Source organism: Paenibacillus thiaminolyticus, assembly GCF_007066085.1.
In the GTDB taxonomy this organism is placed as follows: Bacteria; Bacillota; Bacilli; order Paenibacillales; family Paenibacillaceae; genus Paenibacillus_B; species Paenibacillus_B thiaminolyticus.
The window spans coordinates 2973800-2985751 of sequence record NZ_CP041405.1 but is presented as its reverse complement, the minus strand read 5'-3'; the positions used below and the strand labels follow the sequence as shown (position 1 = coordinate 2985751).

The window sequence follows — 11952 nt, the reverse complement described above, 5'->3', positions numbered from 1 at the left end:
TTACTACTACCTCATAGGGGAAAAGTTCCGAAATACAATGGCCGAAATAGGCCGCAGGAAGGGGTGAGAGAGATAGCCGACGACGTTCTGAGTAAGGAATTTCAACAGGAATGCTAGGCTTGGAATCGATCTCACCGGCAAAATTATGCCGCAAGCATAATCAGGTGGATCCGGACCTGCTCCAGCAGGTTTTCGAGCGGCTGGCTATGCAGATTTTGTCTAGGCATGGCTGTTCGATAGCAGACCGCAAAGCACTCCGGATTATCGACTCTACCACCGTTGCTCTTTGCTTGCGGAGGTACAAGTGGGCCGACTTTCGCAAGACCAAGGCAGATATAAAGCTTCACCTCCGCCTTGCTTTTGCAGATGCTCATGAGGTCCTGCCAGAGAAGGCAACCCACGACAGCCAAGAAAAATGACCGGACACAGATGGATGACCTTATCGAAGATGCCGGAATCACCTATGTGTTGACCGCGGTTACGTGGACTACAAAGCATTCGATCGTTATTGCTCGGACGGGATATACTTCGTGACTCGCTTGAAGGAGAACACGGTGATCGAACCGCTCCAATCGCTTGAAATTCCAGAGGACAGCAAGGTCACCAGGGATGAATGGGTGCTGGTAGGTTCCACGCAAAAGCGGATGAAGCACAAGCTTCGCATGATGGCAACAACCGATTCACAGGGCAATTTTCTCATTTTGCTCACCAACCGTTTCGATCTGTCTTGCGATGAAATCAGTGAGATGTACCGCAGCCGCTGGGCCATTGAGACCTTCTTCAAATGGATGAAGCAGCACCTGAAGATTAAGCATTTCTATGGAACAAGCAAACAGGCCGTGCACAACCAGGTTTGGCTGACACTCATCTCTTTTTGCCTGCTTATGCTGGCCAAACTGGACGCGAACGTAGAGCACTCCCTCCTGCAAATCCAGCGGTGGCTGAAGGCTCTGATTTGGAAGCCCTATGCACAGTGGATCGGGCATATGAAGCGAAAACCGAGCCGCAAGTCGGCAGGACGAAAGCGGTTAGAACCCACGTAACCGAGCCGGCCCGAAGGGCGTTGTCTGACGCAAAATCCAAATAAATTTTAAAATGGACAGGGCTACCTTTAGTGGCTGCTCGACCTTTTGGTTCTCTTTGTAAAAGGGGTCGAATAAGCTGAATTGAGATTTTTAAGACTCTCTTTATATCCTGCATTTCCTGCATAAATTCCATTTAGATTTATCGTAAAATGATGCTGTTTTTTCAAGGCTTGTCCATCGAGATATTTTTTGTGCCAGTTTTTTTGTTTTCAGATCATTATCTCATTCACGGTTAATTGAATGAACAATAGGCTAACCTCATTAGGTTTTTTAATATCGTATGATGGCACGAAGACTGTGCGGCTCCCGTGACACTAGATACCTTGGAAGCCTTAGAACAACAAATAAAAGTAATAAAGCACGATAATGGAATGTTTATAAAGTTAGAACGATTACAGACGAAGAGGATATAATACCTGTACCTGCAATTGGTAAACTGGTTTATAACATTGAAGAGGAAGAATCAACAATTAGAAAAGAAGACGTTAACGGAACTGAACTCGATTACGAAGAATATGATGAAGGGGGTGATTACTTTGTTCCATTACCTACTAATATTAAACCAATAATAGATAGTTTGAATTCACTAGATGAGAGAAGAGTTCAAACTGTTATAAATTCTTTAGCCTTGGCAACAAAAGAGAATTTTGAAAATTGGCTTCAGAACTTAAAAATGAGTGAGTTTGAATATATCGGTATCACTGGGCAGGATTTGGTTCACCGTTAGCTCTGGCAAGTTGAGCCTTTCATTGCTATACTGGATTGGCATCTATCAGTTCCTTTTCGTTGTGGGTTGGACTTACAACTTTACAGGATTGGCAGATGTTTTTTCAGTTTTACCCCTCTGTTAAATTGTCAAGCACTGATTTCGGTTTTGAGCCTAAATTTATGATTTGTTTTCAAGAAAGAGAGAGAATAACAGGTGAGGAAGTTAAAGATTCTTCACTGACCTGCTAAATTTCAGTTGATGATAGTTTCCAACTTTCTTTTCATGGTAACTTCTGGTGGTTCCAGACTTTTTATTTTTCGTCTTTATCACGTGCCGCGGCAAACACAGTAAAATCAACAAAATTGGTTCACGACTTTTTTATCACCTGACAGTTATTTCTTAGAAGAAAATAAAGTGTTAGACTGAAAAATAAAGTAATAGACTCACAGAAACGGACATACTCCTACTAGCAGCTCTTCTACAGTCTTAGATTCGACATCCAGAATTACAGCACGACTCCTCTTTTTGTGGGGCTGCCTTAAGGTAGCCTCATTTTTTTATGGGCTTTAGCCCTTTGAGTGCGTGAAACGTGTGCAGAACTTGTAGCTTCTGAAGAAATGGAAAAAAGAAAGATTTTAAATACAAAGTAGACTCTGTTATACAGAGGTAGAGAGATATTATAATTCATTTGCGATAAATTAGGAATAGTTTGATTTGTTTAAAACTGAGTAGAGGATTATAAAGTGTGTGCGGTTTTTTGCCAAGTCCTATATGTCTTATTGTATGGAGGAAATATGCTTAAAGATCATTTTAAAATTAGTAATATTCCCACGGTTTTATGGGGAGATAAGAGTGAAAAAATTTTTATTGCAGTACATGGAAATATGTCAAATAAGGAAGATGCAGTTATTCAAATATTAGCTGAAGAAGCCAATCAAAAAGGTTATCAAGTATTAAGCTTTGATTTACCTGAGCATGGAGAAAGAAAAAATGATAATACTCCTTGCAAAGTACAGTTTTGTGTTAGTGAATTATCTATAATTATGAATTACGCAAAAGAACATTGGAAAGAAGTAAGCGTGTTTGCATGTAGTATGGGAGCTTATTTTAGCCTTTTAGCCTATCAAAATGATGTGTTAGAAAAGGCATTATTTTTATCACCAGTAGTTAATATGGAACGAATTATCGAAAATATGATGAAATGGTTTAATGTAACACCAGAGCTTTTGCAAAAAGAAATGACTATAGAGACACCTATTGGTCAAAAGTTATATTGGGACTATTTATGCTATGTAAAAGAACATCCTATTAATACATGGAATACAGATACATATATTATGTATGGAGCCAAAGATGAACTGTGCGAATTTGAAACTATTAACTATTTTACAAAAAAACATCGTTGTGAATTAGAAGTCATGGAAACAGGTGAACATTACTTTCATACTGAAGAACAGTTAAAGATATTTGAACAGTGGTTACACAAACATATCGATTAACAAATTACAATTTATCTTGAACCTGTTAGAGAAGAATGGGTGAATATATAAACTGATATTATATTTGAGAGACATTATAAATGTGAATGTATTTTAGTTCAATAAGAATTAAACAACGTTATTAATGATTTTTGAGTACAAATACCTTTAAATGTATAGAAATTAAACAACTATATTATCGATTTACAGCACAGTCTGGTGGTCAAAAAGTGTGGAACCAGTAGTAAATGTTGTGAACCGACATGCAAGATGATTGAACATCTAGAAGGGAGCCCGGGGGAATGATTCGGGCTCCCTTCAGACCGTTCGAAATAATGATATCGTTACGATTTGAGTCCTGTAATGAACAGCTACTGCGGGGATTATGCCAGAACCTATATGATTCGGAACGGACAAGCATTAACTGAAGATGAGCTGACGCAGCACAAATTTGCAGGAAACCTGGGGCATACCATCGAGTTTCATATGGGGGAATGGCGATATTTTGAAGCCGGCAATCAAACAACGCTTGGCGAGGTTCGTTTATTCACCTTTGAGCCGCATATTCAGAGAAGTGATGGATGTTACGGATTCAAGAAAGAAGATATCTATTACTTCCAGAATGTTGAGATCGTGATGTTGTAAGGTTAACTGCCTGTAGACTTTGTTTCTAATGGAATCGTCTAAAGTCTTTATCCAAATATATACATACAGCAGGAAATATGGTATATTACTTATGTTGTACCGTAGTTTATAAATGTGTAAAGGGGCTGTTTCGTAATGAAAAACGCAAAAACATTTGAGGTATCCCATACTTAAAACCGAATAAGGGCGCATGACTGAATTTTTACGGGGATTGTATCCCTTTATTTAGTATGCCAAAAAAGTAACCTTTCGTGAATATTGAAGCTTTGGTCAAAAGCAACGGTAGCACACTTCTGGGTGTGTTATTTTTATGCTCATTTTTCCTTCATCATTGGACCGCAGCAGACAGCCATGAACGGCTGCTTGCTGCGGTTTTTTTGCATTGCGCCCTGGACGGTAACAAAAGTATGGCCTGTAATGCGGTTTCTCGGACGTGATTTTTCTTTACAAAAACAGCAGGGAGGCATCCATGAACACTTTTACACTACGTGACTACGGCTTCACGCCGCAACATGATCCACTACACACAGATGGAACCTACGCAAGGGTTACCGCTGTGCATAAACAACATTACAGCCTCATAACCGAGCAGGGGGAATGCCTTGCGCGACTGAAGGCGGGTATCTATTTCAACAACTGTACCGAAGAATTCCCTACCACCGGGGATTTCGTGCAAATTCAATATAATCCCGACGGCGAAAGCCTGATTATCAGAACGCTGCCACGCAAATCGAAATTTGCTCGAAATGACTTATCCGGTCATGCGGCTAACTTTGCAAAGACCGTAAAAGAGCAGACGGTGGCCGCCAATTTCGACTACGTATTCATCATGCAATCGCTAAACCATGACTTCAATCCGCGTCGGATTGAACGTTATCTGGCTTTATCATGGCAATCGGGCGCCATTCCCGTTGTCATCCTGACTAAAGCGGATTTGATAACCGATACCTCGGAATATCTTGCGGCGGTGAATCAAATAGCAATCGGGGTTGCGGTTTATGTCATTAGTGCAAAAACCGGTGAGGGCATAGACGGACTTTCCGACTATCTCACAAAAGGGAACACTATTGTGTTTCTCGGCTCTTCCGGTGTAGGAAAATCAAGCCTTGTCAATAAGCTTGCAGGAAAGGAAATGATGAGGGTTAGCGATATCCGCGAGGATGACAGCAAAGGCAAGCATACCACTTCTCATCGCCAATTAATTCTCCTGAGCAGCGGCGTTATGGTCATTGATACGCCGGGGATGCGCGAGCTTGGCATGTGGGAGGCCTCCGAAGGCATCCGTGAAGGATTCTCCGATGTGGAGCGTTATCTGGGTCATTGCAAATTCTCCGACTGCGGGCACGCAGGTGACCCGGGTTGTGCCGTCAGAGCCGCCATACAAAACGGTGAGTTGCCGAAGGAGCGTTGGGACAGCTATCTCGCTCTCAGAAGGGAAGCCGCATTCGTAGAGGACAAAGCTGCCTATTTGCGCAACAAAACGGCCCAGATCGTGGCTTCAAAAGTAATAGAGAGACAGCAAAAAAGAGGAGGAAAACATAGATGAGCATAACCTACCAAGCAGCGGCCGCAACAGCACAAAGTCTGTTATTGCCCGCAATTAAGAAACTATATGGTTTAGAGGGCTACTCCTTTTCCCAAATTCCACCGCATGACGGCGGTAGAAATCTGGTGTACACCTGCCATAAAGCAGAAGCACAGGATATGGTCATCCGAATCTCTTTTCTGGACGACCGCAGCAAAGATGACTTTCTGGGCGAGCTCGAATATATCTGTTATTTGCACGAACACGGAGGCAGTGTATCCAATGTCATCCACTCCAAGAATGGTCGGCTTCTGGAAGAAATTCAGCATGAGGGTCAAGTCTTCTTTATCTGTTTGTTCGAACGGGCCCCAGGGAAGCAGCTTGCGGAAAACCACTACCGTTATCGGGATGGAGCGCCACTGACCGAATACTTCTACAACTGCGGCAAAACGCTTGGCAAGCTGCACCAATTGTCCAAAGCCTACCAGCCCACCCGGCGGAGATACGATTTCTTCGATAAATACAATAAAACCTATATAGAACAAATAGTTCCCGACTTCTTGTCGCCGACGGTCAAGGAGAAATTGTTCCGTATTCTTGAGCAATTGCAGGGGCTCAACAGGCATTCCGATCATTATGGCATGGTTCATTTTGATTACAGTGACGGAAACTATAACATCGATTACGATAACGGACAGATTACGGTATTTGACTTCGACAACTCCTGTTTCTGCTGGTATATGTACGACTTGGCGGGTCTGTGGGGACATGGCGTTGGCTGGATTCAATTCGAAAAAGACGTAAACAAACGGATGAAGTTTATGGAAGGCTATTTTGAGACTGTTCTGGACGGCTATCGCTCCGAAACTGATCTTGATGATGCTATGCTGGAGCAATTGCCTTTATTTATTCAAACGACTATCTTGGAGAATATGATTGACGCATTTGAGGTGGCACAACATAACGGAGAGCAAGTGGAGTGCGACGAAGCATTGTTGTACCTTATCAAATGTTTGGAGGAAGACATCCCATATAAAGGATTTTTCCACGACATTTATTCATTCGAAGCGCCTTTTCAATACGAGGAAAACAAGAGGTAACAGCGGTCATGGGCAGTGATGTATTGAATTAGGGATAAACCATCGGTTCTCTTCCCCTGATGCGGGTGATTGTGCATTGCGGAGGAACCGGTGGTTTTTCTTTTGGTTTGTTTATATATAACATACTTGCCAATAATCGATTCAATAATTTTGGAGTTGAAAAATATGACAGTATCCCTATGCAGCATTGAGCTGCGTTTTAATCTGGGCTAATGTATCCCCAACTTGAGCTTGATAGTAGACTTCATAGCGATAGACCCGATAAGCGGAGGAGCCGATGGTCGCCAGATCGGTATCCGATTTCGGAGGCCATATTAGACTCGGAGGTTAACTGGTACACATGTATTTTAGCATCTGCTCAAAAGTGATAAAAGCCAATTTATTGAGCTAACGTTTCCCGTTAGCGTATTGCGATCACTGGCAGTGAGACGCCCCCTAGTTAGTTCTTTAAACTTTCCTACTGGATTGTGGCGATTGACCTCCGAACTCTTTTTTCTTCATTCTTATGCCCAGTATGATGAAAGCGACATAGATTAGGATGGCAATCGAATCAATTAATGTGTCCGTAAGTGCCGAAACATCATAATATGCCGTTACACCAAGAATGACAATCAGACGAACGAGCAGAAGTGACACGATTATCCATGCAGCAGACCGGATCTTCGATCGCTCGCTTTGAAATGATAGGATAATGAATACAATGCCGAAGATCAGATTCTCCGCAGTGATAATATGCCAGACATACCTAAATACTATCCGTGTATCCATGGCTATATCATTCACCAAGAGCATCGGCAGTACAGCGGATTGCCCGTTCCATGCGTGTGTAACGGCAAACAGTATTGCAAGAACGCCAGCAATCAGATAGTAATAATTTTTAATTTTCACGTCCATCACAATCCTCCTTAGTTATTCCAGGATCCTTCTTGTGCAGATCCCGGTAAATCTCCCGAACGAACGCTGCCAGCCGCTGGTCACTTTCATGGTTAAAGTCCCTTAGTGATTCAATTGCTACGTCTAGCAACTGACTGACCTTTTCAAGATGTGCAATTTTTTTGCGCGTTTCTGCTTTTTTGGAATCAAGGAATTCAGCGACCTCCTGGTAATAAGCAGGATCTACACTCTGCATTCTGTGGAATTGAAACTTCTCTTTGATTTCTTCTAGAGAAAAGTCCGCATACTTCATGATTTGAATATTCATCAAACCGATGAGGTCCTCCTTAGAATAACTGCGGTAAGAATTGTGTTCCCTGGACGGTGATACGAGTCCAATACGGTCATAGTACCGAAGCGTATCCTTCGGGATACCAAGTATCCGTGAAACCTCTTTTATAGAATATTGTTTTTCTTATACATCAAAAATAACATTGGAGTAAACTCCAATGTCAATACGTTTTTACTATTTTTTTCACGCGGTATTCTAACAACCACTCTGTTACTGCACTTGACGAGCTTCGTACCCGCATTAATGAGTACATACCCTTTTACGACACTGAGCGGTATCAGTGGACATTAAAGAAGATGACCCCTAACGAATATAGGAATCATCTTCTGGCAACGTAGTGCTTTTTTTATACTGTCCACGTTAAGGGCCACAGTTCAAGGCCGTCAGCAACCGTTACAATGGAGATAACCTGATGGTGGTACGCTCCACAGGCGGCGTAACGACCCGCTATTACGATGACGACCGAGCGAATCGTAGCGGAAGATAAGGTCGAAGCAGGTGAAGTGTCACCATTACGGCTTAACCATCTTCGCACCTAACGTGCGGCGTCGGCGTTATATCATGGCCAGGACAGTTCACCCTTGATCACCTGGGCGCCCATTTCCAGATCACTTGTGTTCTTTAAATCTGGATAGGCCTTCTGCATCGCTGCAGTCAGCTCAGCGGAATTTTTGGCCTGCTTCGCCGCAGCTTCAAATTCTGCAATGTAGTCACGGGTAAATACGACGCTGGATGTATCTTCGGAGCTCTTGTCCAGATAATGGCCCGGGATAACCCGTTCCGGCTTCAGGGCAAGAATCCGCTCCAGAATCTCCCGCCATTGGTCACGGCTCTCCGGGGTCTGGTTGTCTGCCATCCAGACATGCAGGTTCTCGTAGATCGGCACACCACCCAGGATGGTCTTTTTCGACGGAACCCACAGGACGGTATGAGTTGGAGCCGAACCGTCGAGACCGATCACCTGCACGATTTCGCCATCGACCGTCAGTTTGTCCCCGTCCAGGACATCAGGGACGATCAGCGCGGTTGGGGCGTTTTCTTTTAGAATCGGACTCCAGTAATCGCTTTTGAGCTGGATGGTTGCCTTGATCTCTTCCACAGTGGCCGGGGTGGCAACGATCTTCACGTCAGGAAATGCCTCGCGGATCGTCGACAGGCCGAAGTAGAAATCCGGATCCTTGTGGCTGATATATACCGTAGTCAGTTTCTTTCCGGTGTCGCGGATCATCTTGACCAGTTGCTCGGCGTTGTTCTTTTCGATCTGAGCATCGACGAGCAGTACCTCGTTCGGTCCTTCGATCAGGCTAGAGGTGACGGGGAAGAGGCCCTTTTCTCCAGGGTTGAACGGCGTGATCTTGAGGTCCACCGCTGGCTTCTGAGTTTCTTCGCTCTCGGTATTCGTCGTACTCGCCTCGCCGGAGCATGCGCTCAGCAATAACGTGATACAAAGCAACAAAATAATTCCCATCGATGATTTCTTACTAAACATCGCAAATCTCCTTCTTCCTTATATGGATTAAAATTATGGAAACAGTAACGTAACGCTGCCAGCACAAGCCGCTCACTCCGATTCGCTCCCGGCTTTGTCCAACAGCTTCATCGCTTGATCCCGGCTTATGCCGTACTTGGCTACCAGCATGTCATGCACGTCGTAATCAACGTCTCTCCTTCCAGTGGATTTCAAGATTTGGTGTTGTAACTAACCTTATTACAACTATTCCAAAAAAAATGGGTTCACTTTTTCATGTTGATATATACCGTAAGTTCGGAACTGGAACAAGCAATGAAAGAATGTGAACCGGTTTGGAAAATCTGCTGCTTAGTTTCATTACTAACACCATCACGGTGTAACCATTATAGTTACAACACATAAGAAGTGTCAAGGGGGCTTTTCAAATTGTTCTAAAGTTTGTCTCTTTTTTGCATTTAATTATAGTGAACTTTTGGCATGTACAGTAATTTACAGTTGAAAATTATATTTATCTTATGCGTTCTGGAAAATGATTCAGGGTGATGATGTTACATCGTAGTTAGATGAAAGTTAGATGATCATGTTATAGTGGTGTCGGGTGAGATTATGGAGATTAGAATCTTGGTTGTCGAGGATGATGAGCATATCAGAACGATGGTGCAAAAATTTTTGCAAAACGCGGGTTACCGCATCGATACGTGTTCGGATGGCGATGACGCGCTAGAGCAATTTTATAACACACAGTATCACCTCATCATACTGGACATTATGCTGCCCGGCACGAACGGGCAGGAGCTTTTGAAGGAGTTTCGTAAAATAAACGACACCCCGGTATTGATGATGACCGCATTGAGCGATGATCGGAATCAACTGACCGCTTTTACCAATGAAGTGGACGATTACGTTACCAAGCCGTTCTCTATGCCGATTCTTGTCAAACGTGTTGAAGCTCTTCTACGACGCAGCGGGGCCATCAAAAAAGAAATTACTGCGGGCAAGCTGACCTTATTCCCCGAAACCTACGGAGTCGAATATAGCGGCGACAAAATTCAGTTATCGCCTAAGGAATTCGAGATATTGATGCTGCTTGCGCAAAACAGACATAAAATTGTGTCACATGAAACGTTACTGATTAAGATTTGGGGATATGATTTTGACGGCAACGAGGGAATTATTCACGCGAGCATCAAAAAGCTGAGGGATAAATTGCCTAAAAACCTCATTAAGACCGTAAAGGGGATTGGCTATTGTTTGGAGGTCGAGGATTATCAAGCGTAGATTTTTTGGAATTTATGGAAAAGTGTTTTTCTATACCGCATTGATATTGCTTTTTGTTATCTTTTTCATGTTCGTCTTTTTCTTCGACCAGGTCAAATCAGTCGTTGAGTCAACGCAGCGACAGCAATTATCAGATGTATTTCAACCTCTTCTCAATCGTCTGCATGGAAAATCTGATGATGAAATAATAACTATGGCTAAAAATTTTCACGAAAAAAACACCTCCTTTGAATTTTGCTTGGAGGCTTCCGACGGACAAATTTTATATCAAACTGAAAATTTTAGCATGATTAGAACTGATATCGGCTTACCGCCATCAAGCAATGTAATCATCAAAGGAAATGCTTTCACGGAGCGCAATTTTCATTTTATAACCGCCGATTCCAGCGAACGGTTTCAATTCCTGGTGAAGGCTTCCGGAGGCGTAACCTTATATGTTACCGGGACGATATCTGGAGCTTCCGTATACCACGAATTTATAGAAAAAATGGTTTTCGCTTTTTTGATGATATTCATGGCAAGTCTCCTTGCCGCTGCCCTATTTGCCAGACAAATCGCAAAGCCTATTGAAAAGATCGCGCAAGATACGAAGAAAATGTCTGATTTGGAGCCGGTTATTGCTCCAGAACCCCGCAAAGACGAGATCGGCCAGCTTGCCGGAGACGTCTACAAAATGTATAAAACATTGCAGGTTACGATTCAGCAATTGGAAATCGAAATTGAACGGGAAAAAGAGATGGAAGAAAATCAGCGATATTTTTTCTCTGCGGCTTCGCATGAGTTAAAAACGCCCATCGCGGCCACCAGTGCATTGCTGGAGGGGATGCTGGAAAATGTGATTCCGCCTGCGGAATATCCAAGATATGTACGAGAATGCTTGAAAATGATGAATGAACAAAATAAACTGGTCTCGGAGATCTTAGAAATTGTGACGTTGAGCAATGACATGGGAGGACAGGAACAAGAGCGCATCCAGTTAAATGAGTTGGTGACCGGGATTCTTTCTTCCTACCGCACGTTAGCCGATGTAAGAGAGCAGCGCATCGATGTGGACATTCCAGAGAACCTGTGCTGCACCTTGGATCCGAAGCTGTTCCGCAAAGCGTTGTCCAACATTGTCATGAACGCGGTTCAAAATACGCCGGAAGGCGGAAGAATCCATATCTATACGCAGGAAATGAAAAAATGCGTTCGTCTTTGTGTCTTCAACAACGGAGTGAGGATTCAAGGGGAAATGCTGCCTAAGCTCTTTGAGCCTTTTTACCGAGAGGATAAAGCGAGAAGGCGGAGTCAGGGGCGCAGCGGCCTGGGCCTTACCATTGTGAAAAAAGCTCTCGATTTAATGGGAATCCCGTTTGCGCTTGATAATGTGGATAATGGCGTGTTATTTCGCATGGATCTACCACACGAATAGAAGAGGTCTAACCGATTAACCG

At 43.3% G+C, this 11952-nt stretch carries 11 protein-coding genes and 1 pseudogene; 9 read left to right on the top strand and 3 right to left on the bottom strand.

The features are described 5' to 3' along the window. Positions 1-119: 119 nt before the first annotated feature. From FLT43_RS13455 to FLT43_RS13430, 6 genes and pseudogenes are all read left to right on the top strand, one after another. Positions 120-419, top strand: coding sequence for a hypothetical protein (locus FLT43_RS13455; protein WP_127510939.1), 300 nt, complete (start codon positions 120-122; stop codon positions 417-419). 48 nt (positions 420-467) lie between these two features. After that, positions 468-1043 (top strand): annotated as a pseudogene (locus FLT43_RS13450) (IS4 family transposase); the annotation flags it as partial. 1545 nt (positions 1044-2588) lie between these two features. Further along, a complete protein-coding gene (locus FLT43_RS13445; protein ID WP_174818193.1) occupies positions 2589-3293 on the top strand; it encodes an alpha/beta hydrolase in 705 nt (234 codons plus the stop codon). A gap of 342 nt (positions 3294-3635) precedes the next feature. Then, positions 3636-3917, top strand: coding sequence for a hypothetical protein (locus FLT43_RS13440; protein ID WP_087443395.1), 282 nt, complete (start codon positions 3636-3638; stop codon positions 3915-3917). A gap of 469 nt (positions 3918-4386) precedes the next feature. After that, positions 4387-5463, top strand: a complete 1077-nt coding sequence (rsgA, locus tag FLT43_RS13435) for a ribosome small subunit-dependent GTPase A (RefSeq protein ID WP_087443396.1) — start codon at positions 4387-4389, stop codon at positions 5461-5463. Beyond that, positions 5460-6542: a phosphotransferase enzyme family protein gene (locus tag FLT43_RS13430; RefSeq protein WP_087443397.1), complete on the top strand. Its 1083-nt coding sequence runs from the start codon at positions 5460-5462 to the stop codon at positions 6540-6542. Before rsgA ends, FLT43_RS13430 begins: the two co-directional genes overlap by 4 nt. A 447-nt stretch (positions 6543-6989) precedes the next feature. Here the strand turns inward: FLT43_RS13430 and FLT43_RS13425 are convergent, their stop codons facing one another. Beyond that, positions 6990-7436 carry a hypothetical protein gene (locus FLT43_RS13425; protein ID WP_174818192.1) on the bottom strand — a complete coding sequence of 149 codons (447 nt, stop codon included), beginning with the start codon at positions 7434-7436 and terminating at the stop codon, positions 6990-6992. Beyond that, complete coding sequence (locus FLT43_RS13420) at positions 7420-7875, bottom strand: MerR family transcriptional regulator (RefSeq protein WP_087443398.1); 456 nt, start codon at positions 7873-7875, stop codon at positions 7420-7422. Before FLT43_RS13420 ends, FLT43_RS13425 begins: the two co-directional genes overlap by 17 nt. Positions 7876-7943: 68 nt before the next feature. Between FLT43_RS13420 and FLT43_RS13415 the strand changes: the two genes are divergently transcribed. Further along, the gene (locus FLT43_RS13415; protein WP_373994955.1) at positions 7944-8105 is read left to right on the top strand and encodes an IS3 family transposase; all 162 of its coding nucleotides are present in this window, start codon (positions 7944-7946) and stop codon (positions 8103-8105) included. A 221-nt stretch (positions 8106-8326) separates the two neighbouring features. On the opposite strand, the gene FLT43_RS13410 is transcribed toward FLT43_RS13415, so the two are convergent. Continuing rightward, positions 8327-9256 carry an MBL fold metallo-hydrolase gene (locus FLT43_RS13410; RefSeq protein ID WP_087443399.1) on the bottom strand — a complete coding sequence of 310 codons (930 nt, stop codon included), beginning with the start codon at positions 9254-9256 and terminating at the stop codon, positions 8327-8329. 588 nt (positions 9257-9844) lie between these two features. On the opposite strand from FLT43_RS13410, the gene FLT43_RS13400 reads away from it, so the two are divergent. Both FLT43_RS13400 and FLT43_RS13395 read left to right on the top strand, forming a co-directional pair. Further along, positions 9845-10516, top strand: coding sequence for a response regulator transcription factor (locus FLT43_RS13400; protein WP_087443400.1), 672 nt, complete (start codon positions 9845-9847; stop codon positions 10514-10516). Further along, on the top strand, positions 10479-11930 hold the full coding sequence (locus tag FLT43_RS13395; RefSeq protein WP_087443401.1) for a sensor histidine kinase: 1452 nt from the start codon (positions 10479-10481) through the stop codon (positions 11928-11930). The genes FLT43_RS13400 and FLT43_RS13395 overlap by 38 nt, the downstream gene beginning before the upstream one ends. Positions 11931-11952 lie beyond the last annotated feature (22 nt).

Bases quoted from the DNA above. Each gene is read 5' to 3' on its own strand.
- FLT43_RS13445 (WP_174818193.1), top strand. From the start codon at position 2,589: ATGCTTAAAGATCATTTTAAAATTAGTAATATTCCCACGGTTTTATGG.
- FLT43_RS13440 (WP_087443395.1), top strand. From the start codon at position 3,636: ATGAACAGCTACTGCGGGGATTATGCCAGAACCTATATGATTCGGAAC.
- rsgA (WP_087443396.1), top strand. From the start codon at position 4,387: ATGAACACTTTTACACTACGTGACTACGGCTTCACGCCGCAACATGAT.
- FLT43_RS13430 (WP_087443397.1), top strand. From the start codon at position 5,460: ATGAGCATAACCTACCAAGCAGCGGCCGCAACAGCACAAAGTCTGTTA.
- FLT43_RS13425 (WP_174818192.1), bottom strand. From the start codon at position 7,436: ATGGACGTGAAAATTAAAAATTATTACTATCTGATTGCTGGCGTTCTT.
- FLT43_RS13410 (WP_087443399.1), bottom strand. From the start codon at position 9,256: ATGTTTAGTAAGAAATCATCGATGGGAATTATTTTGTTGCTTTGTATC.
- FLT43_RS13400 (WP_087443400.1), top strand. From the start codon at position 9,845: ATGGAGATTAGAATCTTGGTTGTCGAGGATGATGAGCATATCAGAACG.